The following is a 24,599-nucleotide window of genomic DNA, read 5'->3' as shown; positions in this document are numbered from 1 at the left end:
GATGAAAATGGGGCAATATTTCCGCCCCCGTTCCGGGCCAGATCGCGTCAGCGGGTAGTTTTGCCCGGTCGCCCGCCTGCCGCAGCCCCGTTGCCCGTTGCCTGGCGGCCGATCAGTGTGCAACTTCCTGCCGGATTCGTGCCGACGCCTCCGCCAGGTTCCGCCACGCCGGCTGCCCCGGCGCGTAGCGCGCGCGGATATACGCGGCCAGCTCGGCCATCTGCCGGTCGTCGAATGCATCGCCGAAGCCCGGCATGTAGCCGAGTTCGCCGGTGGCCGGCTGGTCGATCCCGTGATGCAGCACGCGCAGCAGGTTGTCCGGCGCGGCCTGGCTGACGCTCGTGTTGAGCCCCATCAGCGGGCGTACGCCGAAATGCCCGACGCCGCCCGATTCCGCATGACACACCGCACACGCGGCGTCGAACGCCCGGCGACCGTTCTCGAGGCCGAGCGTCGCGACGGCTTCCGCGCCGCGCGCCTGCCGGGCGGCCGCGTCGGCGGCGGCCGCTGCGTCGACGGGCGGCGACAGCGATGCGAGATAGTGCGCGATCGCCTGGACGTCGGCCTCCGGCAGCGCCGCGAGCCCTGCGACGACGGGCGCCATCGGCCCGGCCGCGACGCCATGCTGCGCGGAGAAGCCCGTGCGCAGGTAGTCGAACAGCGCACCTTCGGTCCACGGCACCGGCGAAGCCGGCGACGCGACGAGCGGCGGCGCGACCCAACCCTCGGCCTCGCCGCCCGACAGGTACGCAACACCACCCTTCTCCGCACCCAGCGCGTTGCGCGGCGTATGACACGCGCCGCAGTGCCCGGCGCCGTCGACCAGATACTTGCCGCGATTCCACGTCGCGGAGCGTGCCGGGTCCGGCGCGAACGGCCGCGCATCGTGAAACAGCCAGTTCCAGCCGGCGACGAGGCGCCGCTGGTCGAGCGGGAACGGCAGCTTCGTCTTCGGCGGCACGTGTTTCACCGGCGGTTGCGACATCAGGTACGCATAGAGCGCGAGCAAATCAGGCTCGCTCAGCTTCGCGAACGCCGTGTACGGGAACGCCGGGTACAGGTGCGTGCCGTCGCGCGAGATGCCTTCGCGCATCGCGCGCGCGAACGCCGGATACGACCACGTGCCGATGCCGGTGTCCGGATCGGGCGTGAGGTTCGTCGTGTAGATCGTGCCGAACGGCGTATCGAGTGCAAGGCCGCCCGCGTTGGTCGCGCCGCCGGGCGCCGTGTGGCACACCGCGCAATCGCCGGCGAGCGCGACCAGGCGGCCGCGCTCGAGCGTCGCCGCGCTCCACATCGCGCCGTCCGCGCCGCCGGGCGCAACGGGTGCGATCGACGTGGGGCCCGGCAGGATCGCGCAGGCCAGGCCGATCAGCCCGCCGACCACCCCGCCCACGCCGCCGCCGGCCAGCCAGCGGCGCCAGCGCGATGCGCGACGCGGGTCGCGGCGCCCCGCTTCCGCGGAATCGGCCGGCACCGGTCGCGCAAGCGCCGCGCGAATGCGCTCGGCGTCGAACGGCGGTGCGCGAAACCGCACGCCCGTCGCGTCGTACAGTGCGTTCGCGATCGCCGCCGCCGCGGGCGCCGCCGCCTGCTCGATCCGGCGCGCGTCGTGCACGGACAGCTCGCCGTGCGCGCGATCGGCCGTGTCCGTGTCGCCGAACGCAATCAGTTCATGAGCGATCGCATCCGGCTGCGCACCCATGCCGGTTTCGTCGTGCGCGGGCCGCGCGGACAGGCGCGCGCCCATCACGCGCGAAATCGCCGCCTCGATCTGCCATGCGGGCAAGCCGGCCATCGACGCGTCGCCCGGTGCGCCGGCACCCTGCCCGGCCACGACGCGCCGCACCGCGACGTCGCCCGTCGCACGGTCGACCTCGAGATCCACGACCCATGCGGACCAGCGCGCATCGCCGTCGCCCGTCGCGTCGATGGCCGCCGGTGGGTTGCCGGAAGGCGCTGCGGCGCCATCGAAAGCGAAGCCGCGCCCGCTCAGGCGCGCATGAGCATCCGGGGCGACCGCGGCCGGTGCGCCCCATGCCGCACGCTCGCTGACCATCCGGATGATCTCGCGCGGCCCGGCGTCCCGCGCCGCATCGAGATGCTGCAGGCGCAACGCGACCGGGTCGCGCCGCAACGCGCCCGCGAGTTCGTCGACGAAGGATTCGCGCGCGAACACGTGGGCGTGCCCGGGAATCGTATGACCGGCATCGGCGAGTTCGATCGACGTCTGCGTGTGCCGGTAGACGAACGGCTCGGTCGGGCCAGTATCCGCGCGTTCGGTCTGCGCACCATGCGGCGCGTGACGATCGTCCGGGGCCGCCTGCGCGCGATAGCGCCAGGTCGTCATGCGCCCGTCGGCCGCGGTCCGCGTTTCGACGTCGAGCGATACCTGCGCGTCTGCGTGTGTATCGCCGATCGGCCAGGTGTAGCGCGCGTGGTGTGCGCGCAAGGTATCGGCGCCCACTTCATCGTGCGGCTCGGGGCCCGTCACGCACGCCGACTCGACGGGCAAACCCGCGTCAGGCTTCATCGCCGCCTCGCAGGTAGCGTGCCGCGCGATGCACGGCCCGGATGATTTCCAGGTGCGTGCCGCAGCGGCAAAGATTGAAGCGCAACGCATCGCGGATCGCCGCATCGTCCGGCGCGGGATGGCGGTCGAGCAGCGCCTTCGTGCTCATGATCATCCCGTTCAGGCAATAGCCGCACTGCGCGGCCTGCTCGTCGATGAACGCGCGCTGGATCGGATGCGGCGCGTCGTGCGACCCGAGCCCTTCCAGCGTCGTGACGTCGCGCCCGCTCGCGGCGGCGGCCGGCACGACGCACGAACGCGTGGCCTGCCCGTCGACCAGCACCGTGCATGCGCCGCACTGCCCGAGCCCGCAACCGTACTTCGGGCCGTTGAGCGCGCAGTCGTTGCGCAGGACCAGCAGCAGCGGCGCGTCGGGCGCGGCCTCGACGAAGGTGTGCGGCGTGCCGTTCACGCGAAACGCCAGCGGCCGCGACGGAGAAGCGGGATGGGACATGAAGGGATCCGGAATGCGGCGGGCAACCGGCAGCGGGCACTGCCGCCGGCGCGCGCCTGACATATAACACGCCGAAAAACACACGGTCCGGCGCATCGTCGCGCGCGACGCCGACGGCGCAGCACAGGCCGGTGCGGGCATCGCGTACGCGTCAGGCCACGGCCGCGACGCTGTTGCGCGACGGCGAAACGAGCGGCACGTCGAACACGTCGTAGCCGAACACCCACGACGGATCCTCGTTCGTGCGCAGCCACGTGTTGTTGTGCGACACGAGCTGCACCTTCGACGCACGCGCCGCGCGATTCGCCTCGTACAGCGCGAACGCACCCGCGTAGTCGCCGACGCCGACTTCATCGAGGCAGCGCGCGAGCATCGCGGCATCCTCGATCGCCATCGCGGCGCCCTGCGCCATGTGCGGTTTCATCGGATGGCACGCGTCGCCGAGCAGCACGAGGCGGCCGCGGCTCCACAACGGCAGCGGATCGCGCTCGAGCAGCGGCCACTTGGTGATCGACGGCGACACGTCGATCAGGTGCTGGATGTCGGCGTGGAAACCCGCGAACGCCTCGCGCATTTCGTCACGGCTGCTGTCGACCATCGACACGCCTTCGGGCCATTCGGCCTGCGGCACGCCGGTCACGTAGTAATACTCGTCACGCTTCTCGGTCACGTAGTAGACCATCATGTGGCGATCCTCCGACCACCACTTCACGCACATGTCGTACGGCTTGTTGCCGAGCAGCGACGCCGGGAACACCGCGCGGTGCGCGACGTAGCCCGTATAGCGCGGCGGTTCCGCGCCGAGCAGGTGCTCGCGGATCCGCGAATTCACGCCGTCCGCGCCGATCACGATGTCGGCCGTCTCGACGCTGCCGTCGGTGAACGTCAGGCGCACCGCGTCGCCGGTGTCCTCCACCGCCGCGAGCCGCTTGCCGAAGCGGATCGTGCCGGGCGTCACCGCCTGCGTCATCAACGCATGGAAATCGCCGCGATGCACGGTCAGGTAGCGCGCGCCGTAGGCCTTGCGCGCGTAGTCGCCGAGCGGGATCTGCGCGAGCACGTCGGCCGTCTGCCAGTCGCGGCTGTACCAGTAATCCGGATGCGAACCCATCGTCTCCAGCGCGTCCTCGCAGCCGATGCGCCGCATGATCTTCATCACGTTCGGGCCGAGGTGGATGCCCGCGCCGAGGCGCGAGAACGCCGGCGCCTGCTCGTACAGCGCGACGTCGTAGCCGCCGCGCTGCAGCAGCGCCGCGGCGGCTGTGCCGCCGAGACCGGCGCCGATGATTGCGATACGGGGTGTGCTCATGCGGATCTCCTGATCGTGGGCCCGTGGCCGAACGCGGCGCGAGAACGGGCGGATTGAATGGCGTTTATGTAGCGTACACACTCAATTTATTCAGGACAAGCGGATTGTCTTCAACGACAACGGCATTCGGGAAAACACCAATAACTCCATGAATATCCGCACCACAAAGCAATACACGCAAGATCGACGTCATTTTGATCCATTGCCATTTTCAAATGTACACACTAGACTTTGCTCGACATCCGGCGATCCCGCACCCGCGTGTCGCCCCACCCTTACCGACACGGAGCCTTCCGTCATGAGCAAGACCTACCGCATCGGCCAGATCGTGCCGAGTTCCAACACGACAATGGAAACCGAGATTCCCGCGATGCTGCGGCTGCGCGAAGCGATCCGCCCCGAGCGCTTCACGTATCACTCGAGCCGGATGCGGATGAAGAAGGTCGTCAAGGAAGAACTCGCAGCGATGGACGCCGAATCCGACCGCTGCGCGGTGGAACTGAGCGACGCGCGCGTCGACGTGCTCGGCTACGCGTGCCTGGTCGCGATCATGGCGATGGGGCACGGCTATCACCGCGTGTCGCAGGCGCGCCTGACGAAGCACACGGCGGACAACGGCGCGCAGGCGCCGGTGCTGACGAGCGCGGGCGCGCTCGTCGACGCGCTGAAGGTGATCGGCGCGAAGCGGATCGTCGTCGTCGCGCCGTACATGCTGCCGCTGACCGAACTCGTGGTCGACTACATCCGCAACGAAGGCTTTGACGTGCTTGCGTACCGCGCGCTGGAGATCCCCGACAACCTCGACGTCGGCCGCCACGACCCGGCGCGCCTGCCCGACATCGTGAAGACGCTGCCGTACCAGGACGCCGATGCGATCGTGCTGTCCGCGTGCGTGCAGATGCCGTCGCTGCCGGCCGTCGCGAAGGTCGAGGCGATGACGGGCAAGCCCGTGATCACGGCCGCGATCGCGACGACCTACGCGATGCTGCGCGAGCTCGACCTCGAGCCGATCGTGCCCGGCGCCGGCGCGCTGCTGTCCGGCGCGTACTGAGCGCGCCCCTTTCGACGGAGTCCCTTCATGCCCTCGACTTTCCTGTATGGCGCGAACATCCGCGCGAACGGCATCCGCCAGCACTACCTGCGCTACGGCGGCGCGACCGGCGCGCGCGCTTCGCGACCGGCGATCGTGCTGATTCCCGGCATCACGAGCCCCGCGATCACGTGGGGTTTCGTCGGCGAAGTATTCGGCGCGGCGTTCGATACCTACGTGCTCGACGTGCGCGGCCGCGGGCTGTCCGACGCGTCGCCGTCGCTCGACTACAGCCTCGACGCACAGGCCGACGACGTCGCGGCGCTCGTCGCCGCGCTCGGCCTGCCGCGCACCAGCCTCGTCGGCCATTCGATGGGCGCGCGGATCGCCGCGCGCGCCGCGCGGCGCGGCATCCACGGGCTCGAATCGGTCGTGCTCGTCGATCCGCCCGTGTCGGGCCCGAACCGCCGCGACTATCCGGGCAAGCTGCCGTGGTACATCGACTCGATGGCGCTCGCGCGCGCCGGCACCGACGCCGAAGGCATGCGCGCGTTCTGCCCGACCTGGACCGACGCCGAGCTGCAGTTGCGCGCCGAATGGCTGCATACCTGCGACGAGCGCGCGGTGCGCGCGTCGTACGAAGGCTTTCATACCGACGATTTCCACGCGGACGCCGCGCAACTGGCCGTGCCGTCGCTGCTGATCACGGCCGAGCGCGGCGACGTGGTGCGCGACGACGATGTCGCCGAACTGCAGCGCGCGACGCCGTCGATGCGGCACGTGCACGTGCCCGACGCCGGCCACATGATTCCGTGGGACAACGCAGCGGGCTTCTACGCGGCGTTCGGCGACTTCCTCGGCGCGCCGCTCGCGGCCTGACCCTGACCTCACTTCCCCTCACGCCTTTACCGGAGCCGACGATGCCAGTCAGCGATTCCCAACTGATCGACGCGTGGAAGCAGGTGCTCACGCTGTCGCGCCTCGAACCGGGCCAGACCGTCACGATCCTGACGAGCGCGGCCACCCATCCGCAGACGCTGTCGTGCGCGCTGATCGCGACGCAAACGATGGGCGCGATCGTCAACCGCCTCGACCTGCCGCCGGTGAACGGCGACAAGGCGTTCAGCCGCGACCCGCTCGCCTATCTCGGCACGACGCCGCTGACCGGCAACAAGGCCGCGATCGCCGCGCTGCGCGAGAGCGACCTCGTGCTCGACCTGATGACGCTGCTGTTCTCGCACGAGCAGCACGAGATCCTCAAATCCGGCACGAAAATCCTGCTCGCGGTCGAGCCGCCCGAAGTGCTCGTGCGGATGGTGCCGACGCTGGCCGACCGCACGCGCGTGCTCGCCGCGGCGAAACGGATCGCCGCCGCCCACGAGATGCGCGTGACGTCGGCGGCCGGCACCGCGCTCGTGTGCCCGCTCGGCGAGTTCCCGCCGACGGCCGAATATGGCTTCGTCGACGCGCCGGGCCGCTGGGACCACTGGCCGAGCGGCTTCGCGCTGACCTACCCGAACGACCGCACCGCGCGCGGCACGATCGTGATCGACCGCGGCGACATCCTGCTGCCGCAGAAGCACTACGTGCGCGAACCGATCGCGCTGACCGTCGAAGGCGGCTATGCGACGCGCATCGAAGGCGGCGTCGACGCCGACCTGCTGCGCGACTACATGGAGACCTTCGCCGACCCCGAAGGCTATGCGATCTCGCATATCGGCTGGGGGCTGCAGCCGCGTGCGCGCTGGTCGACGCTCGGGCTGTACGACCGCGAGGCGACGATCGGCATGGACGCGCGTGCGTTCGAGGGCAACTTCCTGTTCTCGCTCGGTCCGAACAACGAAGGCGGCGGCAACCGCACGACCACCTGCCATATCGACATCCCGCTGCGCCGCTGCACCGTAGAACTCGACGGCGCGACCGTCGTGCGCGACGGCCGCGTGACCGACCAACCCGCCTGACCGACGAGCCCCCGACACCATGAACGATCTTTCCCGTCACGCCGAAGCGAACGTCTATCGCCAGCAGGGCTTCGGCACGCCGCTACCGCCGCACGGCAACATCGGCCTGCTGATCGTCGACTTCGTGGTCGGCTTCGCCGATCCCGCGACGTTCGGCGGCGGCAACATCGCGCCGGCGATCGCGCGCACGACGCGTGCGCTCGCGCTCGCGCGCGAACGCGGCTGGCCGGTCGCGCACAGCCGCATCGTGTACGCGGACGACGGCAGCGACGACAACGTGTTCTCGCTGAAGGTGCCCGGCATGGCGACGCTGACCGAGCACCACCCGAACAGCGCGATCGTGCCGGAGCTCACGCCCGCGCCCGGCGAGCTCGTCGTGCGCAAGACGGTGCCGTCGGCATTCTTCGGCACGCAACTGGCGCCGTGGCTCGCGCAGCGCGCGGTGCAGACGCTGCTCGTCGCGGGCGCCGTGACGAGCGGCTGCGTGCGCGCAAGCGTCGTCGACGCGATGTCGCACGGGTTCCGCCCGCTCGTGCTGGCCGACTGTGTCGGCGATCGCGCGATCGCGCCGCACGACGCGAACCTGTTCGACATGCAGCAGAAATACGCGGCGGTGATGCCGCTCGACGATGCGATCGCGGCGATCGATGCGGTGCAGGCACGCGCACGCTGAATCGTCACGGCAGGCCGGCGGCTTGAACAGCCGACGCCCGCCCGCGCGATTGACGCTGCGCTTTTGGCGACCTAGATTGGGGGCGCGCGCACTCGCGACGGTCACCGTCATGGCTCTCGACGCACACCGCGAACAGGACGCCCGGACCGCCGGCCGCCTCGCGCCGCGTACGCTGCATCCGGCCGCGCGCCGTCTCTCCCTCGACAGGATCCTTCATCCGTGAACCGCTCCGAACTGCTCGCGCGCAACGGCTGCCTCACCGTGATCCGGCCGCCCGCGCCGCCCGTCAAGCCGGCACCCGGCCAGCCGGGCAGCCTGTCGTCCTACGTGCCGGCGCTGCCGGAAGTATTCGTCGCGATCCTCGACGACGGCCGCATCCTCGCGTTCAACGGCCACGTCGATCTCGGCACCGGCATCCGCACGTCGCTCGCGCAGATCGTCGCCGAGGAGCTCGATGTGCCGGCCGCGCGCGTGACGATGGTGCTCGGCGACACGGCCGCGACACCGAACCAGGGCCCGACCATCGCGAGCGCGACGATCCAGATTTCCGCGACGCCGCTGCGCTGTGCGGCCGCGCAGGCGCGCGATGCGTTGCTGGCGCTTGCCGCCGAACGGTTCAATGTCGACGCGGCGCAACTGCGGATCGACGACGCGACGATCTCGGCGAACGGGCAAACGGCCACGTTCGCCGCGCTCGTCGCCGCGCACCGGATCGCGCTGACGCTGGACCTGAACACCCGCACGAAAGATCCCGCCCTGTACCGGATCGTCGGCAAGTCGTCGCCGCGCGTCGACCTGCCCGCGAAGGCAACCGGCCAGCTCACGTTCGTGCACGACATGCGCGTGCCGGGCATGCTGCACGGCCGCGTCGTGCGGCCGCCCTATGCGGGGCATGACAGCGGTTCGTTCGTCGGGGGGGCGCTGATCGACGTCGATCGCGCATCGGTGGCCGACGTGCCGGGGCTCGTGGCCGTCGTCGCGATCGGCGATTTCGTCGGCGTGGTGGCCGAGCGTGAAGAACACGCGATCCGCGCGGCGCGCCAGTTGCGCGTGACATGGCGTCCGCTCCCCGCGCTGCCGCCGCTCGACGAACCGTCTGCCGCGATCGCCGCCGCGCCGGCCAAACGCCGCGTGCTGCTCGACGAAGGCGACGTCGACGCGGCGCGAGCGCAGCCCGACACGATCACGCTGTCGCGCACCTACGCATGGCCGTTCCAGATGCACGGCTCGATCGGCCCGTCCTGCGCGCTCGCCGACTATCGCGAGCCGGGCAACGGCCGAATCACCGTGTGGTCCGGCACGCAGAATCCCGTTTCGCTACGTTACGACCTCGCGACACTCGTCGCGCGCGACGAAGCCGATTTCGACGTGGTGCGGATGGAAGCGGCCGGCTGCTACGGCCGCAACGGCGCGGACGACGTGTGCGGCGACGCGCTGCTGCTGTCGCGCACGGTCGGCCGCCCTGTGCGTGTGCAACTGTCGCGCGCGGACGAACATCTGTGGGAACCGAAAGGCGCGGGCCAGCTGATGCAGGTGACCGGCACCGTCACGCGCGATGGCCGCCTGCTCGGCTACGACTTCACGACGCGCTATCCGTCGAACGACGCGCCGCTGCTCGCGGCGCTGCTGACCGGCACGATCGCGCCCGCGCCGCGCGTGTTCGAGATGGGCGACCGCACGGCCGTGTCGCCGTACGCGAGCCCGCATCGCCGCTTCGTCTGCGAGGATCTTGCCCCGCTCGTGCGTGCGTCGTGGCTGCGCGGCGTGTCGGCATTGCCGAACTCGTTCGCGCATGATGCGTTCGCCGACGAATGCGCGGCGCTGACCGGCGTCGACCCGCTTGCGTTCCGGCTGCGCCACCTGCAGGACACGCGCGCGACCGAACTGCTGCAGGCCGTGGCCGATCGCGCGGGCTGGACGCCACGCGTGCGGCGCACGCCGCATGATGAACCCGAGCCGTCGCGGCTGGTGCGCGGCCGCGGGATCGCCTACGCGCGCTACGTGCACAGCCGCTTCCCCGGCTTCGGCGCGGCGTGGTCGGCATGGGTCGTCGACCTGAGCGTCGATCGCGTGTCGGGCGAGATCCGCATCGAACGCGTCACGGTCGGCCAGGACACGGGCACGATGATCAACCCCGACGGCGTGCGCCACCAGATCCACGGCAACGTGATCCAGGTATTGAGCCGCACGCTGAAGGAGCGCGTGCGCTTCGCCGACGGCAAGGTCGCGTCGCGCGAATGGGCGAGCTATCCGATCCTGACCTTCGCGGAAGTGCCCGACGTCGATGTGGTGCTGATGCCGAGGCAAGGCGAGCCGCCGCTCGGCGCGGGAGAATCGGCGTCGGTGCCGGGCCCGGCCGCCGTCGCAAACGCGTTGTTCGATGCGACCGGCGTGCGGTTCTACGCGCCGCCGTTTACGCCGGAGACGGTCCGGGCCGCGTTACGCGACGCGGGGCGGTTGATGACGGCCGACGCGGCTGGCGCGCAAGTGGCAACCACCGGCACGGCTTAGAGGCTGCAGACTTCATCACTGAATCGAGCCCGCCGACAGAAGGGCATGACTGCCGTCCCGCGCGCGACACGCATCACGCGTCGCCGTCTTCTTCCATCATCTTGCGCAGCAGGAACTGCAACGCGACCCGCTCGCCCGGATTGAGCGCGCCATACGTGCGCTCCGTCACCTGCCGCGCGAACGGCACCGTGCGGTCGATCAGCGCGAGGCCGGTCGCGGTGGCGCGCACGATCAGCTTGCGGCCGTCGTTCGGATCGGGCAGCACCTCGATCAGCGCACGCGCCTTCAGCCGGTCGACCACGCCGCGAATCGTCGCCTGGTCGATCGCGGTCGCCTTGACGATGTCGTTCAGCGAGCACCCCTGGCGCTCCTTGACCGCGCACAGCGTGACGAACTGCGCGGCCGTGAGATCCGAATCGGGGATCGCTTCCTGGAAGATCGACACGTGCCGCTGATACGCGCGGCGCAGCAGGTGGCCGACCTGATCGTGAAAGTCGTAGGAATCCTTCGAAGACGCCATGAAAGTGCAGGCCCGCGCCGCATGTAAGGGAAAGACAAGCAGTGTACACCCTCAATTTGGCACGACCGGCAGCCGGGGGCCGCTTCATTGCGGTGCATCAGGATTCGCGGCACTCGGCGCGCCGCGTGCCTGGCGATCGCCTGACCGCTGCGCGTTGTCCGCAGAGTACCGCGCAGCGACGGCAGGCAATGCGCGTTCGAATCCGCTGCCGCGCACGTGCTTGCGTGCATCGGCAGACTTTCGTGCACACGCTGTATTTTTAAGCGCATACGCACGAATTTTGTGCATGACCTTGCGCGTTGGCGCCCTCTTTAAAAACGCGTTCATTTCCCCAAAAAACCTCATCAAACACGCGGCTTTTCTCACGCAAACGCTTGCCTTCGCGCGGCCGGAATCATGCCTGTGCGCTTCGGTATTTTCTAGTGTGTACGCTATTTAATTGCCGTGATATACAGACTCCAGAGCGCAGCGGAGCGTCCGCTCGCGTCGATCGGCCACCCATTCATCCGTCACATTCGAACAGGGGCAATCCCATGTCTACCGCACACCCGAGCGCCGCCGTTTCCCCCGACGGCGCGCTGCACGGCAATCTCTATCGCAAGGTCACGCTGCGCCTGATTACCCTCTTCTGCCTGTGCTACTTCGCGGCCTATCTCGACCGCATCAACATCGGGCTCGCGAAACTCCAGATGCTCGACGCGCTGAAGTTCAGCGATACGGTGTACGGGCTCGGCGCCGGCCTGTTCTTCGCCGGCTACATCCTGTTCGAAGTCCCGAGCAACCTGGTGTTGCAACGCGTCGGCGCGAAGCTGTGGATCGCGCGGATCATGATCACGTGGGGCCTGCTGTCGGGTGCGACGATGTTCGTGCACACGCCGATGCAGTTCTACGTCGTGCGCTTCCTGCTCGGCGCGGCCGAGGCCGGCTTCCTGCCCGGCGTGCTGCTGTACCTGACGCAGTGGTATCCCGATGCGCGCCGCGCGCGGATCGTCGCGCTGTTCATGGTCGGGCTGCCGCTGTCGAGCATGATCGGCAGCCCGATCTCCGGGTGGATCATGCGCGCGTTCGACGGCACGCACGGGCTCGGCGGCTGGCAGTGGCTGTTCCTGCTCGAAGCGCTGCCGTCGGTGCTGCTCGGCTTCGCGGTGCTGCGCTGGCTGCCCAACAACATCGAATCCGCGCCGTGGCTGAACGCCGACGAGAAGCACGCGTTGCGCGCGAACCTCGACGCCGATCCGTCCGGCAACAAGAGCCATGCGCTCGGCAAGGCGTTCTCCGATCCGAAGGTATGGGCGCTCGGCCTGATCGACCTGTGCGTGCTGCTCGGCCTCTATGCGGTGAGCTTCTGGCTGCCGACGATCCTGCGCGACACGGGCGTCAAGGATGCGTATCACATCGGCTGGCTGATGGTGATCCCGAATGCCGCGGCCGTGCTCGCCACGCTGTACTGCGGCGCCAGTTCCGACCGGGCGCGCGAACGCCGCTGGCATATCGTCGTGCCGTTCATGGTGTCGGCCGTCGCGCTGGCGATCGCGGCCTCGTCGTCGCACGGCACGTTCGGCACGGTATTGCTGTTCTCGCTGATCAACGCGGGCGCGGCCGCCGCGATGCCGGTCGTCTGGGCACTGCCGTCGACGTTCCTGAAGGGCTCGGCCGCCGCCGGCGGGATCGCGTTCGCGTGCTCGATCGCCAACCTCGGCGGGTTCGGCAGCACCTACTTCATCGGCTGGCTGCGCGACACGTTCCATTCGCAAAGCGCGGGGCTGTACGGTTTCGCCGCGTGCATGGTGGTGGGCTGCGCCCTCGCGCTCGCCTATCCGGCCCGGCTCGTGAACCGCTGACGCAGCGCGTCGCGCGCGCGACGCGGTCATTTTTACAACCGGCAACCGCGTCGAGCGCGCGGTTCGCCCCACGCCCCTCCCACCCCGCGCACGCCGCCCCGCCGGCGCGTGCGCGCCGCCCGCCGTCGCTTCCGCCCCCTTCCCGACGCCGTTCGCCGCACAGGCACATCGCTTGCGTCATCCACGCGCCCGCCGCTCCGGCGGACGGCATCCTTCCTTCAATCGGCGCTGCGCACCGCGCGACCCTTCGCGCGGCGATCCCGCATCGCAAGCAGGTTCCCTGAACGAGAGGACAACATGAAATCAATACGAACGCTGGTCGCCCTTTGCTCGGTCGTTTCCGTGCTCGCAGCGTGCGGCGGCGGCGACGACGCCGGGACCGAACTCGGCATCTCGAAGCCGCAGGCGCGCTTCATCAACGCGGTGCCGGCCGGCCCGAACCTCGACTACTACCTGAACGCGAAGCTCGACCAGGGCGGTATCGCGTACAAGGGCGTGACGCGCTATCACGACGTCGACTCGGGCACGCAGAACGCGAGCTACGACGTCTCCGGCACGACGACGACCATCGCCGCGCAATCGTTCAGCGCGGCAAACGGCCATCACTACACGACGATCGCGCTGCCGAGCACGACGTCGCTGATCTCCGTGATCGACGATCCGTACGCCAAGGGCCTGCTGTCCGACAAGGCGCGCGTGCGCAGCTTCAACGCGTCGCCGAACGCGCAGAACGTCGACGTGTACGTCGTCCCGCCCGGCACCGACATCACGACGCAAAGCCCGACGCTCGCGGGTACGGCTTACCAGAACGCGGTGCCGGCATCGACGCAGGATTCGATCTACCTGAACGGCGGCAGCTACCAGGTGATCGTCACGACGGCCGGCAGCAAGACGCCGATCCTCAAGACCGCGCCGGTCACCATCAACAACAACGCCGACTGGCTGCTGCTGACGATCCCGTCGGGCGGGGTCGGCGACGTGACGCCGAACGATATCCACGTGCTGGTTGCGCAGGGCAACGACGCCGATGCGTCCGCGCAGGAACTCGGCCCGCAATAAGGACCGCGCATGATGGCGGCGGCCGGCGCGATCGTGCCGCCCGCCGCCTCGTCCCGTCACGTGGTCAGTCGTTCCGCTCCAGGACGATCACATGCTCGGCGCGCGTGCTGTCGCCGTGCTCGACGTCGACATCGCCGACATGGCGTACGCGCCAGCCCGGCCGCGTCGCGATCTGCGGCATGTTGCCGGACGGACGGCTCTCGATCCCGCCGAGCCCTTCGTCGGGCGTCTCGACCGCTTCGTCGAGCGACGCGTTCGAATAAATCACGTTGTCGTGCCACTTCGACGCGCCCGCGGCGGCTTCCATGCCCTTGCCGTCGACGTCGACCGTGTTGTCGGTCATCGCCATGTTCGCGTTGTCGAGCGTCGGGATCCGCGCGGCCGCTCGCCGCACGGGGTCGTCGCTGTCGGGCGCCTGCGTGCCGCGCTCGATCGGCGGCAGGCCGGTCGGCATTTTCCCGGCAATCTTCTCGGGGGTCAGCGGACGCTGCGCGACCTGCGCCGCCTGGGTTGCCGCATCAGGCATGTCGCCGGCCGCCGGCGTCTTCACCGGGCTCTTCTCGATCTGTTCCCGCTGCTGTTCCGGGGTCGGGTTCGATTCCGCGTTCTGCATTGCACCTCCTTGTCCGGCCGGCGCGCGCCGGCATCAGGGCTGCCGCCGCCGGTCCGGGAATCGCTACAACGGTCCTTGCAAATCTTTCATGGGCTTGGCCCGACGTACACGTCTCCAGGCGCACGTGCCAGACCGGCACGGCACCCTTCATCCGGACGGCGCGCCCGCGCGCAGCCGGCACGACGTCCGCCCCACGCGTCAGACACGCGTCAGCCGCGCGTCAGCCGCCGCTCGCGCCGCCCGGCGCGGAAGCCGCGCCCGGCGTGCTCGCGCCGCTGTCGCCGCTGCTGCCGGCCGCCCCGCTACTCGGCGTACCCGATGGCGCGGTGGACGGTGCGGCCGACATGCCGCCCGTGGCGCTCGATTCCGAGCTTGCGCCACCGTTCTCGCTCTTCTTCTGGCAGCCCGCACCTGCCGCCAGGCCCGCAATCAGGATGCCGGCGAAGACGGCTCGCGATACATGTCGAAGTGAATATCGCTGCATGACACCTCCGCTGATGTCGATGTGGATGGAACCCGCAGGCGCGCAATTCGCGTGCCGCGCCGGGCCGCCGCAGCCGCGCGCTTCCATTCATTTTCCAAATGACGCCCAGCCGAATATTTAATTTCCCATCGCCTTGCGGGCCTTCCATACTCGCGAACAAATCCGAGACATAACGTCCACGGCGGCCGTGCCGGCGCAGCGTTCCCACGCAGCCGGTTTCGCGCCCCGCACATGGAAGGAGACAACGGCGTGCAACTGGAAGCCACCCACCGCCCGGGCATCGTGCTCGGCGCGGACGACGCATCGCATCGAACCGATTCGGCCACGCGCGACCCCGCGCTGAGCCCGCGGCTGCACAACGCCGACCTCGCGCCGACCAAGGCCGAGGGCCGGACGTGGGGCCGCTACAGCATCTTTGCGCTGTGGACCAACGACGTGCACAACATCGCGAACTACTCGTTCGCGATCGGGCTGTTCGCGCTCGGCCTGTCGGGCTGGCAGATGCTCGCATCGCTCGCGATCGGCGCGGTGCTCGTCTACTGCTTCATGAACCTCACCGGCTACATGGGCCAGAAGACCGGCGTGCCGTTCCCGGTGATCAGCCGGATGAGCTTCGGCATCTACGGCGCGCTGCTGCCCGCGATGATCCGCGCGGTGATCGCGATCGCATGGTTCGGAATCCAGACCTATCTCGCGTCGGTCGTGCTGCGCGTGCTGCTCACCGCGATCTGGCCGGGCCTCGCCGCCTTCGACCAGAACGCGATCTTCGGGCTGTCGACGCTCGGCTGGGTCACGTTCGTCGCGATCTGGCTCGTGCAGATCGGCATCCTCACGTACGGGATGGAAATGGTCCGCAAGTACGAGGGGCTCGCCGGTCCGGTGATCCTCGTCACGACGCTGTCGCTCGCCGCATGGATGGTCAGCCGCACCGGCGGCCATCTCGCGATGTCGATCGGCAAGCCGCTGACCGGCTTCAGGATGTGGACGGAGATCTTCGCGGGCGGCTCGCTGTGGCTCGCGATCTACGGCACGCTGGTGCTCAACTTCTGCGATTTCGCGCGCTCGTCGCCGAGCGCGAAGACGGTGCGCGTGGGCAACTTCTGGGGCCTGCCGGTCAACATCCTCGTGTTCGCGACGATCAGCTTCGTGCTCGCCGGCGCGCAGTTCAAGCTGAACGGCCACATCATCCACAGCCCGACGGAGATCATCGCGACGGTGCCGAACAAGCTGTTCCTCGTGCTCGGCTGCCTCGCGTTCCTGATCGTGACGGTCGCGGTGAACATCATGGCGAACTTCGTCGCGCCGGCCTTCGTGCTGACGAGCCTCGCGCCGCATCGCCTGTCGTTCCGCCGCGCGGGCCTGATCAGCGCGACGATCGCCGTGCTGATCCTGCCGTGGAACCTGTACAACAGCCCGATCGTGATCGTCTACTTCCTGTCCGGCCTCGGCGCGCTGCTCGGCCCGCTGTACGGGATCATCACGGTCGACTACTGGCTCGTGCGCAAGCAGCGCGTGAACGTGCCCGACCTCTATACCGAGGCGCCGACCGGCGCCTACTTCTACACGCGCGGCGTGAACCGCAAGGCGCTCGCGGCGCTGGTGCCGTCCGCGCTGATCTCGATCACGCTCGCCGTCGTGCCGGCCTTCAGCGCGATGACGCCGTTCTCGTGGCTGCTCGGCGCGGCCATCGCGGGCAGCGTGTACTGGCTGCTGGCCGATCGCAACCGGCACTACGAGGCACGTTCGGGCGAATCCATCGCGGTCGCCTGCACCCAACACTGACACACCTGCATACGGAGTCGCAATGAGGATCCTGGTAGTCAACGTCAACACGACCGAGTCGATCACCGACGCGATCGCCGCGCAGGCGCAGGCCGCCGCGTCGCCGGGCACGGAGATCGTCGGGCTGACGCCCCACTTCGGCGCGGAGTCGATCGAAGGCAACTTCGAGAGCTACCTCGCGGCGATCGCCGTGATGGATCGCGTGATGCGCTACGACGAGCCGTACGACGCGGTGATTCAGGCCGGCTACGGCGAACATGGCCGCGAAGGCCTGCAGGAACTGCTGACGGTGCCGGTCGTCGACATCACCGAAGCGGCCGCGAGCGTCGCGATGCTGCTGGGCCATCGCTACTCGGTCGTCACGACGCTCGACCGCACGGTGCCGCTGATCGAGGATCGCCTGAAGCTCGCCGGGCTCGACGCACGCTGTGCGTCGGTGCGTGCAAGCGGCCTCGCGGTGCTCGAGCTCGAGGAGAATCCGGCCCGCGCGATCGAGTCGATCGTCGGCCAGGCGCAGCGCGCGGTGCAGGACGATCACGCGGAAGTGATCTGCCTCGGCTGCGGCGGAATGGCCGGCCTCGACCGGCAGATCGAGGAATGCACGGGCGTGCCGGTCGTCGACGGCGTCTCGGCCGCGGTGGCGCTCGCCGAGTCGCTGGTGCGCCTGAAGCTGAAGACGTCGAAAGTCCGCACGTACGCGCCGCCGCGCCCGAAGCGGATCGTCGGCTGGCCGGGCACCTTCGCACAATGACGCGGCGCCGGCCCGCTGCTGCGTCGCACTCGCGCATCGGGGCGCCGGGAGGCGAATCGGCATGCGGGACCCGCTAGACCCTAACGCCCTGCCCCGCGACGCGTCCGACGCCGCGGGCGCGCTCGACGTGCTCGATGCGCGGCTGATGCGCATCCTGCTCGTGCTGCTGACCGAGCGCACCGTGTCGCGTGCGGCCGTGCGCCTGAACATGTCGCAGCCGGCCACCAGCGCCGCGCTCAAGCGCCTGCGCACGCTGCTCGGCGATCCGCTGCTGGTGCGCAGCCGCTACGGGATGGTGCCGACCGAATTCGGCGCGCGGCTGATCGAACCGTTGCGCAACGCGCTGCGCGTGATCGACTTCATCCGCATCCAGCAGCCGAGGTTCGACGCGCGCACGTCGGTGCGCACCTACCGGATCGGCTGCCCCGACTACCTGAACGTGCTGTTCGTGCCGAAGCTCGTCGCGCTGTTCCGCGAACGCGCGCCGGACGCGCAACTCGTGTTCCATCCGCTCGGCGACGGCTTCGACGACGAGCGCGCGCTGGCCGACGGCGAGCTCGACATCGTGATCGACAATCGCCCGGCGCGCGCGTCGCGGTTCCGGCAGGACGACCTGTTCGACGATCGCGTCGTGTGCCTGATGCGCGCGACCCATCCGCTCGCGCGGCGCGGCGCGATGACGTCGGCCGAGTTTGCCGACGCGCCGCAGCTGTGCCCGACACCGTCGTGGCTCGAGGCGTCCGGCGCGATCGACAGGCAGCTCGAACGCGTGGGCCTGCAGCGGCGGATCGTCGTCACGCTGCCGCACTTCGAACTCGCCGCGCATGCGCTCGTGCGCACCGACATGCTGCTGACCACCACGTACCGGCTCGCGCGGCACTACGCGAAGCTGCTGCCGCTCGCCGCCGTCGCGCTGCCGGCCGAACCGCCGGACATCGTGTACCGGATGACCTGGAACGAATCGGGCGAGTGCGTCGAGGGCGTGCGCTGGTTGCGCGGGCTGATCGCGGAAGCGACGCGTGCGTGGCTCGATGCCGAGGCGATGCAACCGGCGGTGGCGGCGGTGGCCGCCGGTGCAGTCGTGGACGTGAACGCACGAAATGGCACACCGGTCTCGGCCGATACCCCCGAACCCGCGCGACGCACGCGCCGCAGGCAGGCGACGCATTGCCATGCATCGCACCCTCGGCGTGTCCCCCATGCGGCACGCATCCACCGCCTCGCGACGAAGTCGCATTGACGCGCGTCATACGCAAGCCGGAGCGATCCTCGCAGTCGCGGCAAGTCAGACCCGTCCTATTTACCCGGTCCGCACCGAATCGTCAGAATGACGCCTCAAACCTTGGCGGATGGCGATCTGCATCGCGGACGCCCGCCGTCGCCCCCTATCGAGGAAAACCGCATGAAGAAGACACTCGTTGCGCTGGCCGTTCCGGTCGCGCTGCTCGCAAGTACCGGCGCATTCGCCGATACGCAAGACTGCGCGACGCGCATCCAGGCGTTGCACACGCAGATCGACAACGCGAAGCGGTTCGGCAACGCGCCACAGGCGATGCGCCAGCAAGCCGCGCTCGACCAGGTCAAGGCCCACTGCACGGACGCCGGCCAGCTCGCGCGCGCCGAACGCAAGGTCGCCGACAAGCAGCGGGATCTCCAGCGCGCGCAGGACGACGTGCACGAAGCGCAGGCACGCGTCCATGAAGCCGAAGCGCTCGGCGATGCGAAGAAGCTGGGCAAGGCGCAGCGCAAGCTCGACGACAAGCAGGCCAAGCTGCGCAGCGCAACACGCGACCTGCACGATGCGCAGATCGATCGCGATGCGCTGAAGGGCTGAAGGGCCGACGTGATGCGTTGAAAGGACGGGCCGCGTCAGACGTGCCGCGCCAGCGCGAGCAACACCGACAGCGACGCGATCGACCCGAGCGTCGACAACAGGATCGTGCGCGACGTCACCTGCGCTTCACGCCCGTAGAACTCGGCCAGCATGTACGGCCCGGTACCCGTGGGCAACGCGGCGAGCACGACCGCGATCTGCGCGAGCACCGGCGGCAGCGCGAACACGCGCACGCCAAGCCACCACGCGAGCGCGGGCTGCACGAACAGCTTCACCGCCGTCAGTGCGAGGCTGCCCCGCGGTGCGGCGCCGGACACTTCGCGCTTCTCCGCGAGAAACAGCCCGAGGCTGACGAGCGCACACGGGCTCGCGGCCGCACCGAGCAGCTTCAGGAAGGTATCGACCGGCGCACCGAGCGGCACCTGCGCGGCCGACACGCAAACGCCGGCCAGCGGCGCGACGATCAGCGGGTTGCGCAGCAGCGCGCCGACCACTTTCCACATCAGCCGCAACGGTGCGCGATCGCGCTGCAGCCCGACCTCGATCAGCACGATCGCGCCGGCGAACAGCACGCACGCCACGAGGATGGTCGCGATCGTGGTCGGTGTGAGGCTGTCGGTGCCGAATGCGAGCAGGCACAGCGGGAAGCCGAGATAGCCGGTATTCGGATACGACGCGGCGATTGCATCGATGCTCGCATCGGCGAGCCCGCGCCCCGCGAACAGGCGCCACGCGAGCACGCCGACGAATACGAGCGCGCAGGTCAGCGCGAACGTGGCAACGAAAGCCGGCTGATACAGCTGGTGCCACGATGCATGCGCCATGATCTGGAACAGCAGCGCGGGCAGCGCGAGCCACACGACGAAGCGGTTGAGTTCCGAGGCCGCGGCCGGCCCAAGCACCCCGCGCCGGCGGCACAGGAACCCTGCCGCGATCAGCCCGAACACGGGCAACAGAATCTCGATCGTCGCTGACATCTTGAACACGCTGCGTGAAACCGGAACGCGCCAGCTTAATGGTTCCGCCGGGTCGCGTCCAATGCGCGGCGCGAGCCGCCCCGGGCGTCACGCGCCGTCGCGCATCGGTTGCACAAGCAACTTGTAGGCCACGACGGCGGCGGCGAGCGCGAGCCCGCCGCTCACCGTCAGCGCATCGGCGAACCCGCTCGCGAACGCGACCGGCGCCGCCTGCGCGAGCACACCGGCGGCCGACGGCGGCACACGCTCGAGCGCCCGCGCCAGGTCGCCGGCCAGCAGGCTCGACATGAACTGTGCATCGGCGAATGCGCGCAGGCCGGGCGCGGCGGACAGCAACCGGTCGAGCCGCGCCTGCGTGCTCGCCGCCAGCACCGCGCCGAGCACGCCGACGGCCGTCACGATCGCCGAGAAGCGCGTCGTCGTGCTGATGCCCGATGCCATGCCGGTGCGGTTCGGCGGCACGCACGCCATGATCGCCTTTTGCGTGTCGCCGTTCATGATGCCCGCGCCGCAGCCCGTCACGAACATGCCGAGCGCGACGAGCCGGTAGTCGCCGCTGGCCGTCAGCGCCGCGGTCGCGAGGTTGCCCGCGCCGATCAGCGCGAGCCCGCCCGCCAGCACGCCGCCGGACGACACGCGCGCGGCCAGCGCCGCGCCGAGCGACGGCCCGGCGATCATCGCGAATGCAAACGGCAGCATCCCGAGCCCCGCGTCGATCGCCGACATCCCGAACGCGTTCTGCAGGTACAGCGGCAGGAACGTCATCATCACCTGCGCGCACGCCGCATAGCCGAACATCGCGAGCACAGCGCCGACGAAGCGCGGCTGGCGGAACAGCGCGAGATCGATCATCGGCCGCGCCTGCCAGCGCTCCGCGCCGATGAACGCCGCGACGAGCGCGGCGGCCAGCGCGAGCCGGCCGAGCGTCGCGGCCGACAGCCAGCCGTGCGACGGCGCGCCGATCAAGGCCGCGATCGCGCACGCGAGCGCCGCGCCGAACAGCAGGCTGCCGGCCGCGTCCACGCGCTTCGCGTGCGGATCGCGCGACTCGTCGATCGCGACACGCGCACCGGCCGCCAGCAGCAGGCAGACGGGCAGGTTCAGCAGGAACACCCAGCGCCAGCCGATCCATTGCGTGATCGCGCCGCCGACGAGCGGCGCGATGGCTGTCGCGATCCCCATGCACATGCCCCAGATCGCCCACGCGCGCGCCCGTTCGCGCCCGTCCGGAAAACGGTTCGCGATCACGGCGAGCGCGGCCGTCAGCAGCAGCGCGGCGCCGCCGCCCTTCACCGCCCGCGCGGCGATCAGCCAGCCGGCCGTCGGCGCGACGCCGCAGCCGAGCGACGCGAGAAAGAACAGCGCGAGCCCCGTGAAGAGCATCCGCTTGCGCCCGAAGCGGTCGGCGAGCCCGCCGGCCGGCAGCAGGCAAGCGGCGAACGCGGTCATGTACGCGCTCACGACCCATTCGATCTCGGCGAAGCTCGCATGGAAACCGCGCGCGATGCTCGGCAGCGACACGGCGACGACGTTCGTGTCGAGCACGATCAGCGAGCAGGTGGCGGACGCGACGGCGAGCGTCGCGGCGGCGGGCAGGCGGGCGCCCGTGCGCGGGGCGGCAGCCGCGCCTGCGCGCGACGCCGGGGAAGGCTGGGACATCGGCTACTCCGGAACAGGATCGACGAGCCGTATGCTAGGCTTGGCCCGTATTGCCTGTCATTGACACGCCGACGCTGTTTTATTGACGAAAATTGCAATCATGGACCGGCTCGAATTCCGCCACGTACGCGCGTTCCTCAGCGTCGCGCAGCACCTGCACTTCGCCCGCGCGGCCGAAGCGCTCGACATGGCGCCGCCCGCGCTCACGCGGCAGATCCAGGAGGCCGAACGCGTGCTCGGCGTGCGCCTCTTTCACCGGTCGCGCCGCGCGGTCACGCTGAGCGCGGCCGGCGAGGCCTATCTCGCCGAGGCACGCGCCGCGGTCGAACACCTGCAGCGCGGCCGCGAACTCGCTGCGTTGGCCGAGCGCGGCGAGCTTGGCCGGATCGAGATCGGCTACGTGTCGTCGGCCGTCTATTCGAGCACGCTGCAGCGCACCGTCGGCGCGTTTCGTGACGCGCACCCGCGCATCGAGCTGAACCTGCGCGAAGTGCCGATGGACGACGTCGCGAACCAGCTCGACACGGGCCGGCTCGACCTCGCGTACGTGCGCCCGCCGCTGCCGCTGCCCGGCGGCCTGCGGGTCGTCACGCTGCAGCGCGACGTGTTCGTCGCCGCCGTGCCGGCCGGGTCACGCTACGCGTCGATGTCGGCCATTCGCGCGGCCGACCTCGCCGACGCGCGCTTCGCGGTGCCCGAACAGGAGCGCGGCACGCTCGACGTCGCGCGCCGCGGCCGCTTCGCACCGCTGATCGCCGCCCGCCCGGGCGGCCTGCTCGCGGTGCTCGCGTGCGTGTCCGTGAACGGCTGGGTGGCGGTGATTCCCGATGCGCTCGCCGGCTGCGTGTCGCTGCCGGGCGTCGTGTACCGGCCGATCGCCGGCAAGCCGATCACGTCGGAACTGGCGCTTGCGCACCGGCGCTTCGAAAAGGCGCCGGCGGTGCGCGCGTTCCTGCGGACGGTTCCGTCGGCCGCGTAAGCCCCGCCTCGACGCCCGCATGCGGCGCGGGCGGCGATGTCGGCCGTCGCCACACGAATATGCATTGCACGATTCGATGTTTGTCGGCCGGAAACCGATTCCGTAACCTGCCCGGCAGCCGCGCCGCCTGCGCGCGGATCACCGAGGACACCCCGCCGATGAATCCCGCCTCCGCCCCGCCGCGCCGCCGCGTGCTGCAGCGTCTTGCCGCCCTCGCCGCCGCGCCGCTCGCCGGCGCCATCGCACGGCCCGCCCAGGCGGCCGGCGCCGACCTGTCGGGCGTGACGCTCGTGCTCGGCGACCAGGCCGGCGGCCTGCGCGCGCTCGCGGAAGCCGCGCACGTGCTCGACGGCACGCCGTACCGGTTCCGCTGGGCCAATTTCCAGGGTGCCGCGCCGCTGTTCGAGGCGCAGCGCGCGGGCGCGATCGATCTCGCGCCGGCCGGCGACCTGCCCGTGCTGACCGCCGCGCTCGGCGACCCGTCGTTGCGGATCGTCGCGACGCGCGTCGGCTCGCCGACGTCGCTCGGCATCGTCGTGCAGCCCGATTCGCCGGTCCGCACCGTCGCCGACCTGAAAGGGCAAACCGTCGTCGTGTCGTCCGCTCGCGGCAGCATCTCGCAGTACCAGTTGTACGGCGCGCTGCGCGAACACGGCCTCGCGCCGCGCGATGTCGACGTGCGCTTCGTGCTGCCCGTCGATGCGTTCGCCGCGTTCGAGGCGAAGCGGATCGGCATCTGGGCGACGTTCGATCCGTACTACGGGCATGCGGTCCGGCGCGGCGCGCGCATCGTCCGCGACGGCAGCGGCATCAATTCCGGGCTGGCGTTCCTGACGTCGCCGGTCGAGACGCTCGACGATCGCGCGAAGCGCGCGGCGCTCGCCGACGTGCTGGCGCGGCTCGCCCGCGCGGGCCAATGGGCGCTCGCGCATCCGGCCGACTATGCGAGCGTCTATGCGTCGCTCACGCGCCTGCCGCCCGACGCGGCCACCGACATCGCGCGACGGGCCGCGCTCGCGCAGCGCAGCCTCAGCGGCGCGGACATCGACGTGCTGCAGCGTGTCGCCGACCGCGCGGCGGCCGACGCGATCCTGCCGCGGCGCGTCGATGTCGCATCGATCGCGATCCGGAGCGTATCGGCCTGAACGATGACGCGCGTGGCCGCGTTCAACGTGGGCGCGCCATATCGAGGTCACCGACCGTCGACGCGACGAGCGTGCGCATCGCGGCGACCAGCAGCGCCGGGCCGGACTGGTTGAACGTGCAACGCTCGCCCGCGGCCGGCACGGCCCGGTGCAGCACGGCCCGCCACGGGCCGCGCCCGCCGTCGCGCTCGAATCCGGCGAACGGCAAGCGCTCGACGATCGGGCCGCCGTCCGTCCACGACGTCGACGGCGCGAACGGCGTCGGCACATCGCCCGCCGTGCGAATCGACGTACAACCGGATGCATCGGCGCGCGGGGCGTCGTGGCCTTCCGCGACCGCGACCCAGTAAGCCGGTCGCCGCGCGTCGCGCCGGGCAATCACGCACCAAGTCGCGCTCGCGCGGCACAACGCCGCCGGCCTCAACGTCCGGCCAGTCGACCTGGC

The 24,599-nt window shown here is 70.1% G+C and carries 22 protein-coding genes; 13 read left to right on the top strand and 9 right to left on the bottom strand.

The window, feature by feature from the left end; all coding sequences use genetic code 11:
* Positions 1 to 112: 112 nt before the first annotated feature.
* From CFB40_RS22790 to CFB40_RS22780, 3 genes are all read right to left on the bottom strand, one after another.
* The gene (locus CFB40_RS22790) at positions 113 to 2,533 is read right to left on the bottom strand and encodes a c-type cytochrome (RefSeq protein ID WP_089432447.1); all 2,421 of its coding nucleotides are present in this window, start codon (positions 2,531 to 2,533) and stop codon (positions 113 to 115) included.
* Positions 2,523 to 3,026, bottom strand: coding sequence for a (2Fe-2S)-binding protein (locus CFB40_RS22785; RefSeq protein ID WP_089427859.1), 504 nt, complete (start codon positions 3,024 to 3,026; stop codon positions 2,523 to 2,525). The genes CFB40_RS22790 and CFB40_RS22785 overlap by 11 nt, the downstream gene beginning before the upstream one ends.
* A 151-nt stretch (positions 3,027 to 3,177) precedes the next feature.
* A complete protein-coding gene (locus CFB40_RS22780) occupies positions 3,178 to 4,335 on the bottom strand; it encodes an FAD-dependent monooxygenase (protein ID WP_089432446.1) in 1,158 nt (385 codons plus the stop codon).
* 298 nt (positions 4,336 to 4,633) lie between these two features.
* On the opposite strand from CFB40_RS22780, the gene CFB40_RS22775 reads away from it, so the two are divergent.
* The 5 genes from CFB40_RS22775 (at position 4,634) to CFB40_RS22755 (ending at position 10,510) form a co-directional block, all read left to right on the top strand.
* Positions 4,634 to 5,386: a maleate cis-trans isomerase family protein gene (locus CFB40_RS22775; protein WP_060212471.1), complete on the top strand. Its 753-nt coding sequence runs from the start codon at positions 4,634 to 4,636 to the stop codon at positions 5,384 to 5,386.
* A gap of 27 nt (positions 5,387 to 5,413) precedes the next feature.
* Positions 5,414 to 6,244 carry an alpha/beta fold hydrolase gene (locus tag CFB40_RS22770; protein ID WP_089432445.1) on the top strand — a complete coding sequence of 277 codons (831 nt, stop codon included), beginning with the start codon at positions 5,414 to 5,416 and terminating at the stop codon, positions 6,242 to 6,244.
* A 41-nt stretch (positions 6,245 to 6,285) separates the two neighbouring features.
* On the top strand, positions 6,286 to 7,326 hold the full coding sequence (locus CFB40_RS22765; protein WP_089432444.1) for a 2,5-dihydroxypyridine 5,6-dioxygenase: 1,041 nt from the start codon (positions 6,286 to 6,288) through the stop codon (positions 7,324 to 7,326).
* 19 nt (positions 7,327 to 7,345) lie between these two features.
* The gene (locus CFB40_RS22760) at positions 7,346 to 7,999 is read left to right on the top strand and encodes an isochorismatase family protein (RefSeq protein WP_089427863.1); all 654 of its coding nucleotides are present in this window, start codon (positions 7,346 to 7,348) and stop codon (positions 7,997 to 7,999) included.
* Between the two features lie 219 nt (positions 8,000 to 8,218).
* The gene (locus tag CFB40_RS22755; protein WP_089432443.1) at positions 8,219 to 10,510 is read left to right on the top strand and encodes a xanthine dehydrogenase family protein molybdopterin-binding subunit; all 2,292 of its coding nucleotides are present in this window, start codon (positions 8,219 to 8,221) and stop codon (positions 10,508 to 10,510) included.
* A 73-nt stretch (positions 10,511 to 10,583) separates the two neighbouring features.
* Here CFB40_RS22755 and CFB40_RS22750 read toward each other — a convergent pair whose 3' ends face one another.
* Positions 10,584 to 11,030 (bottom strand): MarR family winged helix-turn-helix transcriptional regulator, encoded by a 447-nt coding sequence (locus CFB40_RS22750; protein ID WP_046549825.1) that lies wholly within the window; start codon positions 11,028 to 11,030, stop codon positions 10,584 to 10,586.
* Positions 11,031 to 11,563: 533 nt separating this feature from the next.
* Between CFB40_RS22750 and CFB40_RS22745 the strand changes: the two genes are divergently transcribed.
* Positions 11,564 to 12,871 (top strand): MFS transporter, encoded by a 1,308-nt coding sequence (locus tag CFB40_RS22745; RefSeq protein ID WP_089427865.1) that lies wholly within the window; start codon positions 11,564 to 11,566, stop codon positions 12,869 to 12,871.
* 297 nt (positions 12,872 to 13,168) lie between these two features.
* Positions 13,169 to 13,930: a DUF4397 domain-containing protein gene (locus CFB40_RS22740; protein ID WP_089427866.1), complete on the top strand. Its 762-nt coding sequence runs from the start codon at positions 13,169 to 13,171 to the stop codon at positions 13,928 to 13,930.
* Positions 13,931 to 13,994: 64 nt separating this feature from the next.
* Here CFB40_RS22740 and CFB40_RS22735 read toward each other — a convergent pair whose 3' ends face one another.
* Both CFB40_RS22735 and CFB40_RS38770 read right to left on the bottom strand, forming a co-directional pair.
* Positions 13,995 to 14,543, bottom strand: a complete 549-nt coding sequence (locus tag CFB40_RS22735) for a DUF3005 domain-containing protein (RefSeq protein WP_089427867.1) — start codon at positions 14,541 to 14,543, stop codon at positions 13,995 to 13,997.
* A 220-nt stretch (positions 14,544 to 14,763) separates the two neighbouring features.
* The gene (locus tag CFB40_RS38770) at positions 14,764 to 15,027 is read right to left on the bottom strand and encodes a hypothetical protein (RefSeq protein WP_174971865.1); all 264 of its coding nucleotides are present in this window, start codon (positions 15,025 to 15,027) and stop codon (positions 14,764 to 14,766) included.
* A gap of 231 nt (positions 15,028 to 15,258) precedes the next feature.
* On the opposite strand from CFB40_RS38770, the gene CFB40_RS22725 reads away from it, so the two are divergent.
* From CFB40_RS22725 to CFB40_RS22710, 4 genes are all read left to right on the top strand, one after another.
* Positions 15,259 to 16,809 carry an NCS1 family nucleobase:cation symporter-1 gene (locus CFB40_RS22725; RefSeq protein ID WP_089432442.1) on the top strand — a complete coding sequence of 517 codons (1,551 nt, stop codon included), beginning with the start codon at positions 15,259 to 15,261 and terminating at the stop codon, positions 16,807 to 16,809.
* 22 nt (positions 16,810 to 16,831) lie between these two features.
* Entirely contained in the window at positions 16,832 to 17,560 is a 729-nt protein-coding gene (locus tag CFB40_RS22720) for an aspartate/glutamate racemase family protein (protein ID WP_089432441.1), read from the top strand.
* Between the two features lie 61 nt (positions 17,561 to 17,621).
* Positions 17,622 to 18,800: a LysR family transcriptional regulator gene (locus CFB40_RS22715; protein WP_089432440.1), complete on the top strand. Its 1,179-nt coding sequence runs from the start codon at positions 17,622 to 17,624 to the stop codon at positions 18,798 to 18,800.
* A 162-nt stretch (positions 18,801 to 18,962) separates the two neighbouring features.
* A complete protein-coding gene (locus CFB40_RS22710; RefSeq protein ID WP_089432439.1) occupies positions 18,963 to 19,394 on the top strand; it encodes a DUF1090 family protein in 432 nt (143 codons plus the stop codon).
* Positions 19,395 to 19,429: 35 nt separating this feature from the next.
* Here the strand turns inward: CFB40_RS22710 and CFB40_RS22705 are convergent, their stop codons facing one another.
* Both CFB40_RS22705 and CFB40_RS22700 read right to left on the bottom strand, forming a co-directional pair.
* Positions 19,430 to 20,371, bottom strand: coding sequence for an AEC family transporter (locus CFB40_RS22705; RefSeq protein WP_089433282.1), 942 nt, complete (start codon positions 20,369 to 20,371; stop codon positions 19,430 to 19,432).
* 87 nt (positions 20,372 to 20,458) lie between these two features.
* Positions 20,459 to 22,030: an MFS transporter gene (locus CFB40_RS22700; protein ID WP_089427871.1), complete on the bottom strand. Its 1,572-nt coding sequence runs from the start codon at positions 22,028 to 22,030 to the stop codon at positions 20,459 to 20,461.
* Positions 22,031 to 22,130: 100 nt separating this feature from the next.
* Here CFB40_RS22700 and CFB40_RS22695 point away from each other — a divergent pair, with 100 nt between their 5' ends.
* Both CFB40_RS22695 and CFB40_RS22690 read left to right on the top strand, forming a co-directional pair.
* The gene (locus CFB40_RS22695) at positions 22,131 to 23,009 is read left to right on the top strand and encodes a LysR family transcriptional regulator (RefSeq protein WP_089432438.1); all 879 of its coding nucleotides are present in this window, start codon (positions 22,131 to 22,133) and stop codon (positions 23,007 to 23,009) included.
* A gap of 158 nt (positions 23,010 to 23,167) precedes the next feature.
* The gene (locus CFB40_RS22690) at positions 23,168 to 24,154 is read left to right on the top strand and encodes an ABC transporter substrate-binding protein (RefSeq protein WP_089427873.1); all 987 of its coding nucleotides are present in this window, start codon (positions 23,168 to 23,170) and stop codon (positions 24,152 to 24,154) included.
* 22 nt (positions 24,155 to 24,176) lie between these two features.
* On the opposite strand, the gene CFB40_RS22685 is transcribed toward CFB40_RS22690, so the two are convergent.
* Entirely contained in the window at positions 24,177 to 24,536 is a 360-nt protein-coding gene (locus tag CFB40_RS22685) for a phage protein NinX family protein (RefSeq protein ID WP_089432437.1), read from the bottom strand.
* Positions 24,537 to 24,599 lie beyond the last annotated feature (63 nt).

This window comes from Burkholderia sp. AU31652, assembly GCF_002223155.1.
Taxonomy (GTDB): domain Bacteria; phylum Pseudomonadota; class Gammaproteobacteria; order Burkholderiales; family Burkholderiaceae; genus Burkholderia.
Note: the sequence above shows the minus strand (reverse complement) of the source record. Positions and strands in the feature narration are given on the sequence as shown.